Raw genomic sequence first — 19,637 nt, 5'->3', positions numbered from 1 at the left:
GCCGATGGCACATTATCTTAGCTTGTTTGTCCGCGCGGTATTCGTTGAAAACATGGCGCTGGCGTTCTTCCTCGGCATGTGTACCTTCCTTGCGGTATCGAAAAAGGTGTCGACCGCCTTTGGTCTTGGCGTTGCGGTAACGGTTGTTCTGGGCATTGCGGTGCCGGCGAACAACCTGGTCTATAACCTGGTACTGCGCGACGGCGCGCTGGCGCCGGGCGTTGACCTGAGTTTCCTCAACTTCATCACCTTTATCGGCGTTATCGCCGCGCTGGTGCAGATCCTTGAGATGATCCTCGATAAGTACTTCCCGGCGCTGTACAACGCCCTGGGTATCTTCCTGCCGCTGATTACCGTGAACTGCGCCATTTTTGGCGGCGTCTCCTTCATGGTGCAGCGTGACTATAACTTTGGGGAATCCATTGTCTACGGTTTCGGCTCCGGCATCGGCTGGATGCTGGCGATCGTCGCTATGGCGGGGATCCGCGAAAAGATGAAATATGCCAACGTGCCCGCAGGACTGCGCGGTTTAGGGATAACCTTCATCACCACCGGTTTGATGGCGCTGGGCTTTATGTCCTTCTCCGGTGTGCAACTGTAAGGGCGGGGAACTATGGAAATTTTACTGGGCGTAGGTATGTTTACGCTGATCGTACTGGCCCTGTCGGTATTGATCCTGTTTGCAAAATCAAAGCTGGTGAACTCCGGCGATGTGATCATTGACATTAACGACGAGGCGGATAAACAGATCCGTACCCCGGCGGGTGATAAGCTGCTTAACACGCTGTCAGGTAACGGGATTTTTGTCTCCTCGGCCTGCGGCGGCGGTGGTTCATGCGGCCAGTGCCGGGTGGTGGTGAAAGAGGGCGGCGGCGATATTCTACCGACGGAGCTTTCGCATATCACTAAGCGCGAAGCCAAAGAGGGATGCCGTCTGGCCTGTCAGGTGGCGGTGAAGCAGGACATGAAAATTGAGCTGCCGGAAGAGGTCTTCGGCGTCAAGAAATGGGAGTGCGAGGTTATCTCTAATGATAACAAAGCGACCTTCATTAAAGAGCTCAAGCTGGCGATTCCGCAGGGGGAGAGCGTGCCTTTCCGCGCCGGTGGGTATATCCAGATCGAATGCCCGGCGCATAAGGTGGCGTATGCCGATTTCGACGTGCCGCAGGAATACCGCGGCGACTGGGACAAATTCAACCTGTTCCGCTTTGTCTCAGAGGTAAAAGAGCCGACGCTTCGCGCTTACTCAATGGCGAACTACCCGCAAGAGAAGGGCATTATTATGCTCAACGTGCGTATCGCAACGCCGCCGCCGGGCGCGCCGGATGCGCCTCCGGGGATTATGTCCTCGTATATCTGGTCGCTTAAGGCTGGCGATAAGGTGACGATTTCCGGGCCGTTTGGTGAGTTTTTCGCCAAAGACAGCGATGCCGAAATGGTGTTTATCGGCGGCGGCGCGGGAATGGCGCCGATGCGTTCGCATATCTTCGATCAGCTTAAGCGTCTGCACAGCCACCGCAAAATCAGCTTCTGGTACGGCGCGCGTTCGCTGCGCGAGATGTTCTATGACGATGAGTTTGAACAGCTGGCGCGTGAGAACCCGAACTTCACCTTCCATGTGGCGCTTTCCGATCCCCAGCCGGAAGACAACTGGACAGGCTATACGGGCTTTATTCACAACGTGCTGTATAACCACTACCTGAGGGATCACCCGGCGCCGGAAGACTGCGAGTTTTACATGTGCGGGCCGCCGGTGATGAACGCCGCGGTGATTAAGATGCTCAAAGATCTCGGCGTAGAAGATGACAACATCCTGCTGGATGATTTTGGAGGCTAAGGATGATGACGGTTTTTCTGGCGACATTTGTCATTTTTGTGCTGGTGATCCTCGGCATGTCGCTGGGCTATCTGCTTAAGCGTAAAAGTATTCAGGGAAGCTGCGGGGGGATCTCCTCCCTGGGGCTTGAAAAGGTGTGCGACTGCCCTGAGCCGTGCGACGCGCGCAAGAAACGCATGGCGCGTGAAGCTAACCGTATCCTCTGAATAACGACGCCCTCTCCAGAGACCTGGAGAGGGCGTTCGTCCCACTTCTCATTTCTTGCTCGTTTGCTGTATACTTATCCAGTGGTTGGTGAGGGTTAAGTATGCGCAAAATAATCCATGTTGATATGGACTGCTTTTTTGCCGCCGTTGAGATGCGGGATAATCCTGCGCTGCGCGATATTCCTGTCGCCATCGGCGGCAGTCGAGTACAGCGCGGCGTGATCAGCACCGCCAACTACCCGGCGCGTAAGTTCGGCGTGCGCAGCGCGATGCCCACGGCGATGGCGCTGAAGCTTTGCCCGCACCTGACGCTGCTGCCGGGGCGTTTCGACGCCTACAAGGCCGCCTCCGTGCATATCCGCGAAATCTTTTCCCGCTACACCTCGCTTATCGAGCCGCTGTCGCTGGATGAAGCCTATCTTGATGTCACCGACAGTCTTCACTGCCATGGCTCCGCCACGCTGATGGCGCAGGAAATTCGCCAGACGATTTTCGATGAGCTGCAACTGACGGCCTCGGCGGGCGTCGCGCCGGTGAAGTTTCTGGCGAAAATCGCCTCCGATCTCAACAAGCCCAACGGGCAGTATGTCATCACGCCCGATGACGTCCCCGCCTTTCTCATCACGTTGCCGCTGGCGAAAATTCCCGGAGTGGGGAAAGTCTCTGCGGCGAAGCTGGAAAGCATGGGGCTGCGCACCTGCGGCGATGTGCAGCAAAGCGATCTCGCGATGCTGCTTAAGCGCTTTGGCAAGTTTGGCCGGGTGCTGTGGGAACGCAGCAACGGCATTGATGAGCGTGATGTCAACAACACGCGCCTGCGCAAGTCGGTTGGGGTCGAGCGTACTCTGGCGGAGGATATTCACGACTGGGCAGAGTGTGAAGCCATTATTGAGCGTCTGTACCCGGAGCTCGAACGGCGGCTGGCGAAGGTGAAACCCGATTTACGCATCGCGCGGCAGGGCGTGAAGCTCAAATTTAACGATTTCCAGCTTACGACCCAGGAGCATGTCTGGCCGACGCTAAACAAAGACGACCTTATCGCCACGGCGTACAACACCTGGCAGGAACGGCGAGGGGGAAGGGGCGTCAGGCTGGTGGGGCTGCATGTGACGCTGCTCGATCCGCAGCTTGAACGCCAGCTGGTGCTGGGGTTGTAGAGGCAGCGCCCCGCAAATGGGGGGCGCTGTGCTTAAAAGGACAACCTTATTTCGCCGGAATCGCTTTCAGCAGTTCGGTCAGCAGCGTCCAGTACTGGCCCACGCTTTCGATATGGACCTGCTCGTCCGGAGAGTGCGGACCGGTGATGGTTGGCCCGATGGATACCATGTCCATATCCGGGTACGGTTTTTTGAACAGACCGCACTCCAGACCGGCGTGGATAATCTGAATGTTCGGCATCTTGTTGAACAGACGCTGATAGGTTTCACGCACCAGGTGCATCACCGGCGAGTTTGCATCCGGCTGCCAGCCCGGGTAACCGCCTTTCGGTTCGGTTTTCGCGCCCGCCATCTGACCCAGTGATTCCAGCATGCTCACCACGTAGTTTTTACCGCTGTCGATGAGCGAACGAATCAGACAGATGATTTCCACGTTATCGTCATTCATGGTTACGACGCCGACGTTAAGCGAGGTTTCAACCACCCCTTTCGCCACGTCGGAGTTGCGGATAACACCATTCGGCGTTGCATTCAGCAGTTGAATAAAAATGTCGCGAGAAGCGGTGCTGAGCGCGCCTTTGTCCGTCGAAACGGCTTCAAGGATAACGGTCAGGTTTTTCTCTTTTACGGACAGCTCGTTTTGCAAAATGGCCAGGTATTTATCCGCCAGCGCTTTCAGTTTTTCAACGTTAGCGGTCGGAACGGCAACGGTGGTGAATGCTTCACGCGGGATAGCGTTACGCAGGGTGCCGCCGTTGAAATCCAGCAGACGCAGGTCCAGCTCCGCCGCATGACCGGCAAGGAAGCGCACCAGCAGCTTGTTGGCGTTGCCGAGACCCAAATGGATATCGCCGCCGGAGTGGCCGCCTTTCAGCCCTTTCAGCGTCAGCTTAAAGGTCTGATAGCCCGCCGGTACCGCTTCACGGCTCAGCGGCAGGGTGGTGATAAAGTCGATACCCCCGGCGCAGCCCATGTAGATCTCCCCCTCTTCTTCAGAGTCGGTGTTGATCAGAATATCCGCCTGCAGCCAGTTCGGCTGCAGACCGAATGCGCCGTCCATACCCGCTTCTTCCGTCATGGTCAGCAGGACTTCCAGCGGGCCGTGCTGAACGCTGTCGTCGGCCAGTACCGCCAGAGCGGAAGCCATACCGATGCCGTTGTCCGCGCCAAGCGTAGTGCCGCGCGCTTTAACCCACTCGCCGTCGATGTGCGGCTGAATCGGATCTTTGGTGAAGTCGTGAACGGTATCGTTGTTTTTTTGCGGCACCATGTCGAGGTGCGCCTGCAGCACGACCGGTTTACGGTTTTCCATACCCGCGGAGGCCGGTTTGCGGATCAGAATGTTGCCCACCTGATCGCGTTCTGCGTGGAGCCCTTTTCCCTTCGTCCAGCCCATAATGTGCTCGGCGAGCTGTTCTTCGTGGTAGGACGGGTGCGGAATGGAACAAATTTTGGCAAAAATATCCCACAGCGGTTGCGGGGATAGTTGAGACAGTTCAGACACAATAAGTCTCCTTAGGGCTTACTGCAAAAGTCGCTTGCAGGTAACGGGTTAGCAATGACAATCAGGCCTTGAGCCTGACTTGCGAGACGAGGTTGAGAATACCACTTTCTGCCTTCTCTGGTAGTACGAACCACGTAAAAACTCCCGGCAAGGCCGCTAAGCACTGGTTTTTAGTGCGCCAGATCTCTATAATCTCGCGCAACCTGGAATTACCCCGAACATTTTTTAAGCCGTTTTAGACTGGCTGGGACACTATCACATGAGCGAAAAATACGTTGTCACCTGGGACATGTTGCAAATTCACGCCCGCAAACTGGCAAGCCGTCTGCTGCCAGCTGAACAGTGGAAAGGCATCATTGCCGTAAGCCGTGGGGGTCTGGTTCCTGGCGCTCTGCTGGCGCGTGAGTTAGGTATCCGTCACGTTGATACCGTGTGCATCTCCAGCTATGACCACGACAACCAGCGCGAGCTGAAAGTGGTTAAGCGCGCGGAAGGTGATGGCGAAGGCTTTATCGTGATTGACGATCTGGTTGATACCGGCGGCACAGCGGTGGCTATTCGTGAAATGTATCCAAAAGCGCATTTCGTCACCATTTTCGCCAAACCGGCCGGTCAGCCGCTGGTTGATGACTACGTCATTGATATCCCGCAGGATACCTGGATTGAGCAGCCATGGGATATGGGCGTGGTGTTTGTTCCGCCGATTTCCGGTCGCTAACTCCGCACATTCCTCACAAAATACGTCTTCTTAACGCCCGGTTTACCGGGCGTTGTTCTTTTTCGGCACAAGCGCGGTACAATAGACACTATGTCGTATCTATGGAGTCTGTGCGATGTCTGAGCCCAATCTTAGCGAAACGCTGTTTAAACCCCGTTTTAAACACCCGGAAACCTCAACGCTGGTGCGCCGCTTTAACCCGGGAAACGCGTCGTCGGTGCAATCTGCGCTGGACGGTAAAAACATCCCCCACTGGTACCGGATGATTAACCGGCTGATGTGGATCTGGCGCGGCGTGTCGCCGCAGGAGATCCTCGACGTTCAGGCGCGTATTGTCATGAGCCAGGCGGAGCGCACGGATGCCGAGCTTTACGACACCGTGATTGGCTACCGCGGCGGCAACTGGATCTACGAATGGGCCAGGCAGGCGATGCTCTGGCAGCAAAAAGCGGGGCAGGAGACGGATGATGCGCTAAGCGGTCGTCACTGGCTGCACGCGTCAAATTTATACAGCATCGCCGCCTACCCGCACCTGAAAGGCGATGACCTGGCGGAACAGGCTCAGGCGCTGGCCAATCGCGCCTATGAAGAAGCTGCGCAGCGTTTGCCGGTTTCTATGCGTGAACTGGAATTCACGATTCCCGGCGGCCCCTCGGTCAGCGGCTTTTTGCATATGCCCCCCGGCGAGTCGCCGTTTCCGACGGTGCTGATGTGCGGCGGGCTTGATTCGTTGCAAAGCGATTATTTCAACCTGTATGAGAACTACTTTGCGCCGCGCGGTATCGCGATGCTGACGCTGGATATGCCCTCTATCGGCTTCTCCTCAAAATGGAAGCTGACGCAGGACTCCAGCTTTTTGCATCAACATGTGCTGAAAGCGCTACCGACGATTCCGTGGGTTGACCACACGCGGGTGGCGGCGTTCGGCTTCCGTTTTGGCGCCAACGTTGCGGTGCGACTGGCGTATCTGGAATCTCAGCGCCTCAGAGCGGTTGCCTGCATCGGCCCGGTGGTGCACAGCCTGTTGAGCGACCCGCAGCGTCAGGCCAGCGTCCCTGAGATGTATCTCGACGTGCTGGCCTCAAGCCTGGGGATGCACGATGCTTCAGATGATGCGCTGCGCGTTGAGCTCAACCGCTATTCCCTTAAAACGCAAGGATTATTGGGGCGACGCTGCCCGACGCCAATGCTTTCCGCATTCTGGCAAAACGATCCCTTCAGCCCGCCGGAAGAGTCACAGTTAATTACCTCGTCATCTGCCGATGGTAAATTGCTGCCGGTGGCGTTTAACCCGGTATATCGTAATTTTGATAAAGCTTTGAAAGAAATTGCCGGGTGGATCAATCATCGGTTTAGTTAATATATTGCTAAATTTTATTGATTTGGTAAAACAGTTGCATCACTAAAGGAGATCGCAATGACGTTACCGAGTGGACACCCGAAGAGTAAACTGACCAAGAAATTAGCGGCCCTTGGCCCCTACATTCGTGAGGATCAGTGCGAGGATAACCGTTTTTTTTTCGACTGCCTGGCTGTGTGCGTCAACGTTAAACCGGCCCCTGAAAAGCGCGAGTTCTGGGGCTGGTGGCTGGAAATGGAAGCAGAAGAGAAACGCTTCACCTACAGCTATCAGTTTGGTTTATATGACAAAGATGGCATTTGGCAAGCCGTGGTCATCAAAGACACTGAAGTGAAAGACCGCCTCGAACAGACGCTTCGCGACTTTCATGAAAGGGTTCGCGATCTGCTGAAAACGTTCGATCTGGCGCTGGAGCCTGCGGATGATTTTAAAGGCCAACCGGTAAAACGTTCCGCCTGAAAATTAACCCCCTGAAAGCATTATTATTCCAGGGGGTTATTATTTGATATGCACTGAAAATAAAAAAGCCCTTCGGCGCGAACAGAAGGGCTCTTATTTTATGTGGGATTAGAACTGATAAACCAGACCCACTGCGACAACGTCATCGGTATTCAGGCCGAGTTTGTTATTGTCGTTCAACTGGTTAATTTTGTAATCCACAAACGCGGACATGTTTTTGTTGAAGTAATAGGTCGCTGCGACGTCGATATATTTCACCAGATCCGCATCGCCTACGCCTTCGATATCCTTGCCTTTAGACTGGACATAACCGATGGACGGACGCAGGCCGAAATCGAACTGGTACTGCGCGATCAGTTCCGTTGCCTGGTTTTTGTTGGCAAAGCCGCTGACTTTGGTGCTCACGCCGTTGATTGACGCCGTACCGGAAATCGGGGTCATGTTGCGGGTTTCTGCGTAGATAGCCGCCAGGTAAACGTTGTTGGCATCGTATTTGAAGCCCGTAGTCCACGCTTCAGCGTCAGAACCCTTACCGTAAGTCCCGTCCTGCTGAGACAGGGTACGGTTAGAGTTGGAGTATGCCGCGCCCAGGGTGAAACCGGAGTCGCCGAAGTCATAGCTCAGAGAGGTACCAAAACCGTCGCCGTTAGCTTTGCTTGACGCACGGCCGTCGTTCTCGTTCTTACCCTGGTACTGCAGCGCCAGCTTCAGGCCATCAACCAGACCGAAGAAGTTGTTGTTACGGTAGGTCGCCAGACCGTTAGCACGGCCAGTCATGAAGTTGTCAGTTTTAACGAAGGAGTCGTCACCGAACTCCGGCATCATATCGGTGTACGCCGCGACGTTGTAGAGCACGCCGTAGTTACGACCGTAGTCGAATGAACCGTAATCACCGGCTTTCAGACCGGCGAACGCCAGACGGGTTTTCGCCGTGTTCGGGTCGCCTTCTACCTTGTTGGCGGCAACCTGATATTCCCACTGACCGAAGCCGGTCAGCTGATCGTTAATTTGTGTCTGGCCTTTAAAACCCAGACGAATATAGGACTGGTCACCGTCAACAGAAGCATTGTCGCTGAAATAGTGTTCAGCTTTTACGCGGCCATACAGATCCAGCTTGTTACCGTCTTTGTTATAGATTTCAGCTGCCTGTACAGCAGACGCTGCCATGACGCCCATTACCACTAATGCCAGTGTGCTCTTATTCATTTTTTAACCCTGAGTATTAAATACGCGCTATAAATCCGGGAACTCATCCCACGAAAAAAACAGGAAGCTTTTTAACCTTCAGGAATGAAACTTTTATGACAAAGTAAGAATTTCTCTAAAAAAATGTGTTTTAATGTTTCTGTAATAAAAAAGTCATTTTCCGCCGCTACGCTTCCTGATCCCGCGCAACAAAGTGCTTTGCAGACTCCTCAGGGAGTTGGCAAGCGCGCGTACTCCTGTTAAAACGTCTGTTCGATATCATTTCTTCTTTTTTAATGGCAGAGAATCATGAGTGACAGCCAAACGCTGGTGGTCAAGCTGGGTACCAGTGTTTTAACCGGGGGATCGCGTCGTCTGAATCGCGCCCATATCGTTGAATTAGTGCGCCAGTGCGCGCAGCTGCATGCTGCCGGGCACCGTATTGTGATAGTCACCTCCGGCGCGATCGCCGCCGGGCGGGAGCACCTCGGCTATCCTGAACTGCCCGCCACTATCGCATCCAAACAGCTGCTGGCCGCCGTGGGGCAGAGCCGCCTGATTCAACTGTGGGAGCAGCTGTTCTCCATTTACGGCATTCATGTAGGTCAGATGCTGCTGACCCGCGCGGATATGGAAGATCGCGAGCGTTTCCTCAACGCGCGCGATACGCTGCGCGCGCTGCTGGATAACCGCATTGTTCCGGTTATCAACGAAAACGACGCGGTGGCGACCGCCGAGATTAAGGTGGGTGATAACGATAACCTGTCCGCGCTGGCGGCGATCCTCGCAGGCGCAGACAAACTGCTGCTGCTGACCGATCAGCAAGGGCTGTTCACCGCCGACCCGCGCAGCAACCCGGATGCCAAACTGATTGCCGACGTTCACGGCATCGATGATGCGCTGCGGGCGATTGCGGGCGACAGCGTCTCCGGTCTCGGTACCGGCGGGATGGGCACCAAGCTGCAGGCCGCGGATGTGGCGTGCCGCGCAGGCATCGACACCATTATCGCCGCAGGTAGCCGACCCGGCGTGATTGGCGATGTAATGGAAGGCATGCCGGTCGGTACCCGTTTCCACGCCCAGGCCTCGCCGCTGGAAAACCGCAAACGCTGGATTTTCGGCGCGCCGCCAGCGGGTGAAATCACCGTTGATGAAGGCGCAACCGCGGCAATTCTGGAAAAAGGTAGCTCATTGCTTCCAAAAGGCATTAAAAGCGTGACAGGCAACTTCTCCCGTGGTGAAGTCATCCGTATTCGTAATCTTGAAGGCCGCGATATTGCGCATGGCGTCAGCCGTTACAACAGCGACGCGTTGCGCCGCATTGCGGGCCACCATTCGCAGCAAATCGACGCCATTCTGGGCTATGAGTATGGCCCGGTCGCCGTGCACCGCGACGATATGATCATCCGTTAAGGAGTTTCCCATGCTGGAACAAATGGGCATTGCCGCTAAAGCGGCCTCTTATCAACTGGCACTGTTATCCAGCCGTGAGAAAAATCAGGTTCTGGAAAGGATTGCCGATTATCTGGAAGCGCAGACCGACGCTATTCTCAGCGCTAACGCACAGGATCTCGACGAAGCTCGCGCCAACGGCCTCAGCGAAGCCATGCTGGACCGCCTGGCCCTGACGCCCGTTCGCCTGAAAGGGATCGCCGATGATGTGCGTCAGGTGTGCAACCTCGCCGACCCGGTCGGGCAGGTGATTGACGGCGGTCTGCTGGACAGCGGGCTGCGTATCGAGCGCCGTCGCGTCCCGCTGGGTGTTGTTGGGGTGATTTATGAGGCGCGTCCGAACGTGACCGTCGATGTTGCCTCGCTGTGTCTGAAGACCGGCAATGCGGCTATCCTGCGCGGCGGTAAAGAGACCTGGCGCACCAACGCCGCGACGGTAAAAGTGATTCAGCAGGCGCTGGAAGAGTGTGGTTTACCGGCGGGCGCCGTGCAGGCCATTGAAAGCCCGGACCGCGCGCTGGTGGGCGAAATGCTGCGGATGGATAAATATATCGACATGCTTATTCCGCGTGGCGGCGCGGGCCTGCATAAGCTGTGCCGTGAGCAGTCGACCATTCCGGTCATCACCGGCGGTATCGGCGTTTGTCATATTTACGTGGATGATTCGGCCGAGTTTGCGCCAGCGCTGAAAATTATCGTTAATGCGAAGACCCAGCGCCCGAGCACCTGTAATACGGTGGAAACGCTGCTGGTGCATACAGCCATAGCCGATACCTTCCTGCCAGCGCTGAGTAAGCAGATGGCGGCAAGCGGCGTCACCCTGCACGTCGATGAGAACGCGATAGGACTGCTTAAAGACGGACCCGCGCAGGTGGTGCTGGTGAAAACGCAGGAGTACGACGATGAGTTTCTGTCGTTGGATCTCAATGTGAAGCTGGTGGATGACCTGGACGGCGCTATCGCGCATATTCGCGCGCATGGCACCCAGCATTCTGATGCCATTCTGACCCGTACGCTGCGTAACGCCAACCGCTTCATCAACGAGGTGGATTCGTCAGCGGTGTACGTCAATGCTTCCACCCGCTTCACCGATGGCGGCCAGTTCGGCCTCGGCGCGGAAGTGGCCGTGAGCACGCAAAAACTGCACGCCCGCGGCCCGATGGGGCTTGAAGCGCTGACCACCTACAAGTGGGTAGGCTTTGGCGACGATACCATTCGTGCCTGATTGACCCGCGAGTGATGCAAAAATAGCCATTTGATTCTTCAGGGCATTGACGCATCACTCGCATAGTTTTAACCTCTTACCCCGTTAAGTTCCTCTCTAAGCCGATATAGCTCAGTTGGTAGAGCAGCGCATTCGTAATGCGAAGGTCGTAGGTTCGACTCCTATTATCGGCACCATTAAAATCAATATATTACGTTAAAATCCCTCTCTTACTTATCTCGTTTTTTCATTTCATGTAACTGTATGTGTAAGTGATTCTCGTCAACGTTTATCTACAGTGCTCTGCGGTTTTTTCTGATTAGCTGATTTTTTTGCATGCTAAAGCGAGCAGGATAGGAAGAAAATTTGTGTCATAGGGCACTACAAAAAAAGCTGCTGTTTTAGCTAAATTAGCAAAAAAAGCACCCTCATGTGAAAGCTTACAAATTTTTAAACAGACTTATATAGTGATCGAAAACATCCGTAATGCAGGGCACGCGAGTAGTTGGAAGAGAGAAAAATGATAAGACGCCTCTGTGAGGCATCTTATCACAGTTGAGTTGGATAGTTCCGGCACAGTTGGTATTGATTTATAGATTATCCCGGAAGTTGTTTACTCCATTTTGTCAGTATATCTTCCGCCAATGTTTTGATTTCGCTGATGATAGATTTGCGTGTGTCTTTGTTGTGCTCTTGGTGAGCGGACATGACTTGTTCAGCGAGACGCACATGAAGGTTGTTATCACTTTGGAATTTAGGTAAATCTAAATGCTTAAACACGTCAGCAACCTGTATTGAAACATTATGTGCATTAATCCATTCCTGAACAGTTTGAGAATTCAATAGTCCACACAGATAATAGGCTGTTTCTTTGTCATCAAAGGCTGAAAAATAGACCTTATGATCAGGTATGTAAGGGCGTGTTCCTACTAGAGGTACATCGGCACTTCCGGCTACAGCAGCATAGAATGACGAAGACATTTCGGGCCAGATGACCTTCCATGGCTTAAATGTGTAATCACCAACGTTATATACGGCATGGAAAGGTGCACCTTTCATTTGTCTGCGATAAGTTGAACGTGCTTGCAGAACTGGTTCAAATGAATCAAACCAAGCTGCAGTCTTTCTAAGCTCATGCTTATTTAGGCGTTCTTCTGCTTCTGCATAATCGGCAGTTGATATCCCAGTATTGGGAACAAATGTGAAAAGACGGTCTTTATTGTCAAAATCAGGCGCATTGATTTTGAGATAGCACTCATCAAAATCGCCTGCCCCCTTAATGAGGGGATAAAGATCGGTAGCCTCTACCCAAGCCTGCTTAACTGGGCCTATATCTTTTTTACCAGCCTCTGGTCGGCTTCGAATTTGAACATGAGTTTCATTCACCTTCAGGATAGGTACGAAGAAAACACCGTTAAGGTCGGTTGTAATTCCTTTCCTGCCCTTGGTCCATGAGCATTGACGGGATAGATATTTTATCGCTTCAAATCGGTCTGGTGCTAATATCGCCCATGGTGAACCAGGTTCATTAACAGGAAAGGCCTCTTTTTCTTCATACTGAATAGTGCCCATGACCTCTTCAAGAGTTTGCGAAGATTTTATAGCCCGTTTTTTACCGACACTAGGACTCCAAACTCGATATGATACGGGGTACTCTGGCGTATTTTTTGTCTTTTCGAATACCGCAATCGTCGTGTGGTTACTGGCATCTTCAAAAGGCTTGAGACCTTTCATATCATCAACTGATATCGGTTGAATGTATAAAGAATCCTCGCGTGAAGGCTCAATTTTGAATGTTCTGAAACCTGCTGATGATGGATTTTTAAATAACGTACCTGTGATGACAAATGCCAGACGCCCACCGGCGTTAAGCCATTTGTCTGCAACTGTATAGGTGATCATAGCGGAAATATCGAGCTCATTACCGCCGTGCATTCGAGTATTCGAGAAAATCCCGTATTGCTCACATGTCGGTTTTACGCGCTCACGATATAAATCTGGTAATTTAGACCATCTCACCCACGGCGGATTACCGATCACTAAGTCGAATTGCCCTGCGGTAGCTGACCAAAAAAAGTTTCTGACAATTCTGAACCATATTCCATTCCAATTCTGGCGATGCAGACTTAATATTTGATCGTATGTGTAACGCAGAGGGGCATCCCATTCTTTGAGCTGATCATTGGAAAAGTAATGTGCTTTCCTAACTTTATCCATGGACTCATCAAAATCGAGTCCCAGCTCGACATCTTTACCCATGCGATTAAACATGACATCAAGGTTGATGCGATCAAGTGCCAGAGCAGCTGGCAAGTGAATATCTAGCTTTGCAAATTGGCTGCCAATACGATACTGAATGATGGCGTCAGATGTTTTGGGTGTCGATGCTGGAGAATATATTGCATCAGCCATTAGAACTGGAACCTCTAGCTCTTGGCCCGGGCATTGCGATAATAAATCAGCGACTTCAATAAGAAAGTTTACTCTTGCTGTCTGTACAGCCAGTGGATTGAGATCAAAACCCCATACAGTGTCACAGATAAGTTTCAATGTTTCCCTAGCGCTGAGATTTTTCTCTTTAGCCAATTGACGCTTCTTGCGAATGACAGCCAGTAAAAAAGCTCCTGACCCACAAGTTGGGTCAAGGACTCTTTTTTTCATAAGGCTCGGCTCGCTGACTTTATTTAAGGTGAAGTCAACTAACCAGTCAGGTGTATAAAACTCACCCAAACTCTGACGCAATTTACCTGGTACCAATCCTTGATACAAATCACGTAATACATCACGTGTTTGGGAGAGCTGGTCAAGACGGTAAAGTGATAAAACGGAAAGTAAGCGTCTTAAGGTTGGTAGCAATTCAGGGACCGTATTTAAGCTGGCAACATCTAGATACCAACTGAAAATGGCCTCCTCAACGAAGCCATTAATTCCTGCTTCTTGGAAAAGAGTGGAGCGTTCTATCGCTGAGCCGAGAAACTCGAGCATCTGAGCGTCATTCTTCAATGCTGCCATGCTTTGCGCTGGTTGTTCTATTGAAGTCAGCCCATGCGCTGAGATTATCTCAGCTGCCAGCAGTTTGATCAGCATTGAGTTGTAGGTATGAAGAACAAAGAGCCGAGCAGAAATTGAATCTGATGGTGATCCAGGCCAAGTAAATTTCAGCTCTTTTGTAATGGCTTCAGCTTGTACTATGGAAAGGTCAGCAACCTGGCCGTACAAAGTGCGCCATTCGGCAAAGAGCATTTTTATTTTGTTATTTCCGCTGATAGCAAGTTGCTGGGCGAGTCCATCGGAGAGCTGCTGCATGAAGGCTCTCGCGTTAGCAGAGCCATGACCAAAATCAGCGAGTAAATTTTCTGTAGTAAGCCCTTTACGAGTATCCGAACGAAGAGCATCAACTACCATTTCTACGGATTCGGGAGAAAATGGCATCAAGTGTTGGGTATTGATCTCACCATTAATGACTTGGGCAAAACAAATATGTTCTCCATCTATCGCAATACCGATAAAATTTGACTCAGGGATTTTGGTCTCTGTTGCTTTTTTTACTATATAAGGTAGCAGCCGCTCTTTTGTGGCATTCAGGAACGCAGGACTATCTTTCTTGCCTTTAAAATATCCAGGCGCTTTGTATTCAATTATGACGTGATTGTAACTAGCATCATTACGATCACGTTCTGCAAAAAGATGTAAACCCGTTGCGTCTTCTAGGGCCTTGTTCCAGGCAAACCGGACTTCTTCTTCACCCTTCCAAGGCTGAAGACGTTTTTCTTGAATCGATGTGTATGCGGATTGCTTCATGTAGTAAGGCCTGGTAGCAAGGGAAAGTATGCAACCGGGCATTATGGGGGTTGTAAAATCCTTCTTCAAGGTTTATCACCATAGCCTAGGATTTGCCTGCTGGTAAACTGTACAAGTATTAATGCCCGAACAAGTCATCTGGAACTATGTCTGGATGGTTGAAGGTTTTACCCGTAAAAAGTAAACGCACCAATCTTCAGTGACTGGCGCGTTCTAACATGAGTGGAAATGATGATGGAGAGGTGGAAGGTTAATCTGGAAGATATATCAGGAGTTGACATGTTTTACTGTTACGGCTTCGCCGCAACAAGCCAGTTGCCTGTCGTGCCCGCAGGATATCTACCGCTCGAAGATAGGGTGATTGCTCCCGACAGTTGAACCCTCTGCGATCGATACGAACCAGTTCGTACTTATCTACCAGGAAGTTGACTGCATCGGCCAAAGTAATCCCGGCATCAATATGTTCCTTAATAACGGTTTCATCACTGAACGGCGTGTCGTTCAGTGTCAGGCCATAGTGCTGTTCTAGCAGACGTGTCAGCAACATTTGCCAGACGGCCACGGGCGACAGACAGGGCTTCGCCGCCCGCGAAATTGTAGCAGATAGAGTTTTCATGCTTGTTCTCGTGAAATTAAGTTAGCGTTGAGTGGGATAAACAGCGGTGTATACGTAGCCGCAACTGCCAAGAGTATCGGCTTCGCAGGTAAAACCGTTGTGGTACAGGATGACGCAATGGGCATGCCGAGGATTCATTTCACCAGTGGTCAGCATCGATTCCATCTGACTGATAAAATGCGGAAACGCGATATCCAACTTCTGGCATTCGGCATCACTGAACTGACCGGTGATACTGGCCCGGTCAGCCAGATAGTGAAGCCGGTTGCCCTCCTGCACCAGACGTGCCCCCATGCGCGGTGTAATATCCCGCTGCAGGCCCCATGTGGTGTTGCTCATTTATAACCTCTTTATTGTCAGTTCAGGGTGATACTCATCAGACAGGCATAAGGTCCGTCGCGGTCCTGGCGGCGTTCGGCGTATACAGCCAGCACGCCGGGAATATCAGGAATGACCTGGCCGGTGTAATGACAGATACTGCCATGCCACTGGTATCTGCCGGTGCAGTATCGAAAAATGCGGGAGGCCGGATGCTGACGGTAAATCGTCATTGCCCGGCGTTTACTGATAATTTTCATGTCATACCTCAAAGCAGACCGTGTTCAGCGAACGACAATATCTGCGTGCCACCGACGATAAGGTGGTCATGCACACGGATATCAACGAGCTGAAGCGCCTGCACCAGACGCTGCGTGATGGTCTTATCTGCCTGGCTGGGCGTGGTGTCGCCGGAGGGATGGTTATGTGCCAGTATCACTGCGGCCGCATTGAAGTACAGGGCGCGTTTGACCACCTCACGGGGATGCACCTCGGTGCTGCTAATGGAACCGGCAAACAGGGTTTCGTGGGCAATCAACTGGTTCTGCTGGTTCAGATACAGCACCATAAATTCTTCACGCTCCAGCCCCGCCATTTTCAGCTTCAGCCAGTCACGGGCAGTCTGAGTGGAGGTGAATGCCACACCTGTTTCTCGCAGATATCGGTCAAGCAGCGTTAAAGCGCGTTTTACCGTGCGTTGTGCGGCCAATGGAAGTGCCGTAGCCTGTGGGATAAGTGACTGTTCCATCATGAATATCCTTAATCAATAATGCGCAAAATGGCGTGGAATTCAGGGTGCTGCAGGGCGTAATCCCGCAGTCGGTAATAGTGCTCCGTCATGGCATCGCATTCGGTACGACAGGCGTGATGGCTGTATTCAATCAGGCAGATAGCAATACCTGCGGCTTCTGCGCTCATTTGCGCACTATTACCGTTCATGCTGTTGAAAAGATGCCATTTATCGTCACTGTCAGCATCAGGAGCCATAAACGCGCCGCCATTGCTGAGCGTGTAAAAGGACCAGATACCACCGCTGTACTCATCACAGAAGCGGTCCATCCAGGCGAAAATACGGGGTTCCAGCGTTATCCACTGCGTGATAGCACCAAAGTGCAGCGGCCAGAAATCGAGACGCTGCTCGTCAGGTACTGGTGATGCAGTAAGGTCAAATTGAGGTTCATTAGCGGGCATCAATTCGCATTGCGTTTGTGTCGTCATGGATATTCTCCGTCAATAAAAACGCCAGCGACGATGGCTGGCGTATAGGAAATAAAGGACATGCAGGGATGATGAATGGGTGTGGTCAGGGGGAGGATGCTTTGAGTATGCCTGACTTGCGGATATAACGATTAAGTCCTTCACCGACATCAGGTTCAAAGCACCACGCCCGCCAGACCATCCGGCCTTCAGAGTCACGAACCACCAGGCGGAAGTGACTGTGCCGGGCATCTTCAATGGCGATGTTTTGATACCGGCAGGTAATAGCGTCGGCCTGCTGTCGGGTGAAAGGTCCCGGTGGCAGCATGTGAGATTCAGACATTCAGTGTACCTTAAAAGCAAAAGCCCCTGACGCAGATGCGTCAGGGGCTATGGGTATATGCAGGTGTGGGGTGATTATCAGAAACCCGTCTGCACCTTATACAGGCGTAAAGTTTTGCTGCCCCGGACAATCTTCACATACAGGGCATTATCTTTTGTGCCACGAACAAACCCGGCCTTTACATCTCCCTTGCAGTCACCACCGTCATAAGGGATGTTAAGTCCGGTGTTAAATACCAGGTCAATAATCCCGAAACTTAAATCTTCACAGGCTGGACCGGGCAAATCCTGAATCAGGGCAAATTTATGGTCGTCGCTGAAACCGGTCAGTGAACACATGGAGGTGTTGATGTCGTTTCCCTGGCACCAGTACTCCTGGCCGGGATTTTCTTTATCCATCAGGTTTGCCGGAAGCTGAGCAGCACCGGCACTGAATGCGGCAAGTGACAGAATGAAGGCGGGTACAGCAGAGGTCATTATTTTCAGCATGGTTTTCTTCCTGAATTAATCCAGCCCGTTGCCGGACAAAATGAGGGAGGTTGGTATCGGGTATTATCAGAAGCGCCGGTAGCGAAACAGTTCCCTGCCCTGGTAAAGTGCCACCAGGTCGTCATATTCCGGCTTCTTCTGGTTGGGCTTAAAGGTCACTACCGTGCCCGGACGGCACAGGTCTTTTACGGTGAGACCGAATTTCTTGTCCGGAGTAATGGTGAATCCCTTCGACACATCGTTGCGCATGATAGTTATCCAGCCCCACAGGCCGCCTTCGCAGTCTTTAAAAGGTGCTGAACGCACCGTGACCATCCCGCCCTGACGGTCAACAGACATGGCTTCGCATTTTCCGGTAACCTGACGATGCGCATCACACCAGAAAATATTCCCGTTGTTGTCATTGACGACTGCAGGTAGCGTCCGGTTATAGGGCTGGGCCTGAGCCCCTGCACAAAGCAGAAGGCTGCCGGTAATGCCCAGTATTTTAATCAGTGTTTTCATTACGTTGGTCCTTAACAGAGAAAGTATCAGGTAGCGGTGATTCAGGCCCATACAGTCAGTGCCAGCATCACCAGCCATACCCAGAAGTAAGCCGGTTTCTGACCGAGGTTTTTCGCCCGACGCCACAAATAGAACGGCACCAGCCAGGCCAGTTTGCCGAACATGGTGGTATCCACTCCGGCCTTACGCAGACGTCGTTCATCGAGATATCCCAGAGCGATATTGAGCAGCAGCGTGATAAACCAGTACTGCCCACCCGAGACGGCATCATATGCCTCGTCAAATGACATCCCGCTCAATCCTGCAGTCCACAACTCCAGCGCGTAGCCAATGAAGGGAGCGAATGCCAGCGTCCACACAACGCCACCCGGAATGCGGTTCCCCGGCAGCGCTGGCGGTGTGGTGCTCTGGAGCAGCGCCGAAGCCAGCGGAGTTGCGGAGACCGGCTGCCACTCTGCCATTCCCTGTCGCCACACCAAAGTGGATGCAGTCAGTTCACCGCGCATAATCAGACTGGTGATGTCGTCTTCAGTCACATTGTCGTGACGTATGCCATTTTTCTCGTAATGCCAGGTCATTGTTTTTCCTTCTTAACAGAGGTAATTAAATCAGTGGGTTGCCCGGCTCCTCCTCAGAGGGCCCAGGAGACAGGACTTCGCGGATACAGCTGAAGTGCGGAAGAGCCCGGATAAAGCCCGCCTGTGTGGTTAACTGGCTGAGACGTTTTAGCGGGGTGAACGTGGTGTTGAGTACTGTCACCGCATGGATGGTCGCCAGAGGATGCACGGTGATATACCCGTTAAGTTCACCGGTGAGGTACCAGCAGCCGTCGAATGAAATCAGTCGGTACGGGGCCAGCCCGTCACAGCGCTCTCCCTCGGCCAGCAGCAGTACCCGCTGGCAGGCGGTAATGGCACTGACGAGGCGGTAAAACACCAGCGAGCTGGCCGGTGACACTGACTGTGGGGGTTGCCACACCAGGCAGGGCATCCCTCCTGCGGTGAGCAGCATGCCCGCCAGACGCCGGTCCAGCCCCGGAAAAATATCGGCCAGTCCTGCCCGGTGAGCAAAGGTCAGCGCATCCAGCTCGCCCTGTACGCCTCCACCGGTACTACGCAGGCGGCATTGCCCCCGTCGATACTCAAGGTCGAGGTACATCAGCCGTTCGCGAAAATCCCGTCGCAGGGTACGGACTGACACACCAAACTCTGCAGCCAGCCGCGCCATGTTCAGCGTTTCACCTGCAACCAGGCGGCTGATTATCAGTGACAGCCTGACAGCCAGCCGG

22 protein-coding genes and 1 tRNA gene are annotated in these 19,637 nt (G+C 52.7%); 10 read left to right on the top strand and 13 right to left on the bottom strand.

Annotation, left to right across the window (positions count from 1 at the left end; all coding sequences use genetic code 11):
• Positions 1-4 precede the first annotated feature (4 nt).
• The 4 genes from nqrE to dinB all read left to right on the top strand — a co-directional run bounded on the left by nqrE (position 5) and on the right by dinB (position 3,200).
• On the top strand, positions 5-601 hold the full coding sequence (nqrE, locus tag JO226_RS16510) for an NADH:ubiquinone reductase (Na(+)-transporting) subunit E (protein WP_013367456.1): 597 nt from the start codon (positions 5-7) through the stop codon (positions 599-601).
• Positions 602-613: 12 nt separating this feature from the next.
• Positions 614-1,837, top strand: coding sequence for an NADH:ubiquinone reductase (Na(+)-transporting) subunit F (gene nqrF / locus JO226_RS16505; RefSeq protein ID WP_293606848.1), 1,224 nt, complete (start codon positions 614-616; stop codon positions 1,835-1,837).
• A 2-nt stretch (positions 1,838-1,839) separates the two neighbouring features.
• Complete coding sequence (gene nqrM, locus JO226_RS16500; RefSeq protein ID WP_293606847.1) at positions 1,840-2,043, top strand: (Na+)-NQR maturation NqrM; 204 nt, start codon at positions 1,840-1,842, stop codon at positions 2,041-2,043.
• 101 nt (positions 2,044-2,144) lie between these two features.
• Complete coding sequence (gene dinB, locus JO226_RS16495) at positions 2,145-3,200, top strand: DNA polymerase IV (protein ID WP_293606846.1); 1,056 nt, start codon at positions 2,145-2,147, stop codon at positions 3,198-3,200.
• A 46-nt stretch (positions 3,201-3,246) separates the two neighbouring features.
• Here dinB and pepD read toward each other — a convergent pair whose 3' ends face one another.
• On the bottom strand, positions 3,247-4,704 hold the full coding sequence (gene pepD, locus JO226_RS16490) for a cytosol nonspecific dipeptidase (protein WP_293606845.1): 1,458 nt from the start codon (positions 4,702-4,704) through the stop codon (positions 3,247-3,249).
• A gap of 259 nt (positions 4,705-4,963) precedes the next feature.
• On the opposite strand from pepD, the gene gpt reads away from it, so the two are divergent.
• The 3 genes from gpt to crl all read left to right on the top strand — a co-directional run bounded on the left by gpt (position 4,964) and on the right by crl (position 7,241).
• Entirely contained in the window at positions 4,964-5,422 is a 459-nt protein-coding gene (gene gpt, locus JO226_RS16485) for a xanthine phosphoribosyltransferase (protein ID WP_293606844.1), read from the top strand.
• 115 nt (positions 5,423-5,537) lie between these two features.
• A complete protein-coding gene (gene frsA / locus JO226_RS16480; protein WP_293606843.1) occupies positions 5,538-6,782 on the top strand; it encodes an esterase FrsA in 1,245 nt (414 codons plus the stop codon).
• A gap of 57 nt (positions 6,783-6,839) precedes the next feature.
• Entirely contained in the window at positions 6,840-7,241 is a 402-nt protein-coding gene (gene crl, locus JO226_RS16475; protein ID WP_293606842.1) for a sigma factor-binding protein Crl, read from the top strand.
• A 108-nt stretch (positions 7,242-7,349) separates the two neighbouring features.
• Here the strand turns inward: crl and ompC are convergent, their stop codons facing one another.
• Positions 7,350-8,447 (bottom strand): porin OmpC, encoded by a 1,098-nt coding sequence (gene ompC, locus JO226_RS16470; RefSeq protein ID WP_293606841.1) that lies wholly within the window; start codon positions 8,445-8,447, stop codon positions 7,350-7,352.
• Between the two features lie 288 nt (positions 8,448-8,735).
• On the opposite strand from ompC, the gene proB reads away from it, so the two are divergent.
• The 3 genes from proB to JO226_RS16455 all read left to right on the top strand — a co-directional run bounded on the left by proB (position 8,736) and on the right by JO226_RS16455 (position 11,279).
• On the top strand, positions 8,736-9,839 hold the full coding sequence (proB, locus tag JO226_RS16465) for a glutamate 5-kinase (RefSeq protein WP_293606840.1): 1,104 nt from the start codon (positions 8,736-8,738) through the stop codon (positions 9,837-9,839).
• 10 nt (positions 9,840-9,849) lie between these two features.
• Positions 9,850-11,103 (top strand): glutamate-5-semialdehyde dehydrogenase, encoded by a 1,254-nt coding sequence (gene proA / locus JO226_RS16460; protein WP_293606839.1) that lies wholly within the window; start codon positions 9,850-9,852, stop codon positions 11,101-11,103.
• A gap of 100 nt (positions 11,104-11,203) precedes the next feature.
• Positions 11,204-11,279, top strand: a tRNA-Thr gene (locus JO226_RS16455).
• A 400-nt stretch (positions 11,280-11,679) separates the two neighbouring features.
• Here the strand turns inward: JO226_RS16455 and JO226_RS16450 are convergent.
• The 11 genes from JO226_RS16450 to JO226_RS16400 all read right to left on the bottom strand — a co-directional run.
• Positions 11,680-14,883, bottom strand: coding sequence for an N-6 DNA methylase (locus JO226_RS16450; RefSeq protein WP_293606838.1), 3,204 nt, complete (start codon positions 14,881-14,883; stop codon positions 11,680-11,682).
• Positions 14,884-15,133: 250 nt separating this feature from the next.
• Positions 15,134-15,499 carry a TA system toxin CbtA family protein gene (locus JO226_RS16445; RefSeq protein ID WP_293606837.1) on the bottom strand — a complete coding sequence of 122 codons (366 nt, stop codon included), beginning with the start codon at positions 15,497-15,499 and terminating at the stop codon, positions 15,134-15,136.
• Positions 15,500-15,520: 21 nt separating this feature from the next.
• A complete protein-coding gene (locus tag JO226_RS16440) occupies positions 15,521-15,838 on the bottom strand; it encodes a type IV toxin-antitoxin system YeeU family antitoxin (RefSeq protein ID WP_293606836.1) in 318 nt (105 codons plus the stop codon).
• A 17-nt stretch (positions 15,839-15,855) separates the two neighbouring features.
• Positions 15,856-16,077: a DUF987 domain-containing protein gene (locus JO226_RS16435; protein WP_293606835.1), complete on the bottom strand. Its 222-nt coding sequence runs from the start codon at positions 16,075-16,077 to the stop codon at positions 15,856-15,858.
• An 8-nt stretch (positions 16,078-16,085) separates the two neighbouring features.
• The gene (locus JO226_RS16430) at positions 16,086-16,568 is read right to left on the bottom strand and encodes a RadC family protein (RefSeq protein ID WP_293606834.1); all 483 of its coding nucleotides are present in this window, start codon (positions 16,566-16,568) and stop codon (positions 16,086-16,088) included.
• An 8-nt stretch (positions 16,569-16,576) separates the two neighbouring features.
• Positions 16,577-17,035, bottom strand: a complete 459-nt coding sequence (locus tag JO226_RS16425) for an antirestriction protein (RefSeq protein ID WP_293606833.1) — start codon at positions 17,033-17,035, stop codon at positions 16,577-16,579.
• A gap of 85 nt (positions 17,036-17,120) precedes the next feature.
• Positions 17,121-17,357, bottom strand: coding sequence for a DUF905 domain-containing protein (locus tag JO226_RS16420; protein ID WP_293606832.1), 237 nt, complete (start codon positions 17,355-17,357; stop codon positions 17,121-17,123).
• A 77-nt stretch (positions 17,358-17,434) separates the two neighbouring features.
• A complete protein-coding gene (locus JO226_RS16415) occupies positions 17,435-17,845 on the bottom strand; it encodes a hypothetical protein (RefSeq protein WP_293606831.1) in 411 nt (136 codons plus the stop codon).
• Between the two features lie 66 nt (positions 17,846-17,911).
• A complete protein-coding gene (locus JO226_RS16410; RefSeq protein ID WP_293606830.1) occupies positions 17,912-18,349 on the bottom strand; it encodes a hypothetical protein in 438 nt (145 codons plus the stop codon).
• A gap of 41 nt (positions 18,350-18,390) precedes the next feature.
• Positions 18,391-18,927 carry a DUF4339 domain-containing protein gene (locus JO226_RS16405; RefSeq protein ID WP_293606829.1) on the bottom strand — a complete coding sequence of 179 codons (537 nt, stop codon included), beginning with the start codon at positions 18,925-18,927 and terminating at the stop codon, positions 18,391-18,393.
• Between the two features lie 25 nt (positions 18,928-18,952).
• Positions 18,953-19,637 (bottom strand): DeoR family transcriptional regulator (locus tag JO226_RS16400; RefSeq protein WP_293606828.1); only part of this gene is annotated, 685 nt, incomplete at its 5' end.

It is taken from the genome of Pluralibacter sp., assembly GCF_019237635.1.
Classification (GTDB): Bacteria; Pseudomonadota; Gammaproteobacteria; order Enterobacterales; family Enterobacteriaceae; genus Enterobacter_B.
Note: the sequence above shows the minus strand (reverse complement) of the source record. Positions and strands in the feature narration are given on the sequence as shown.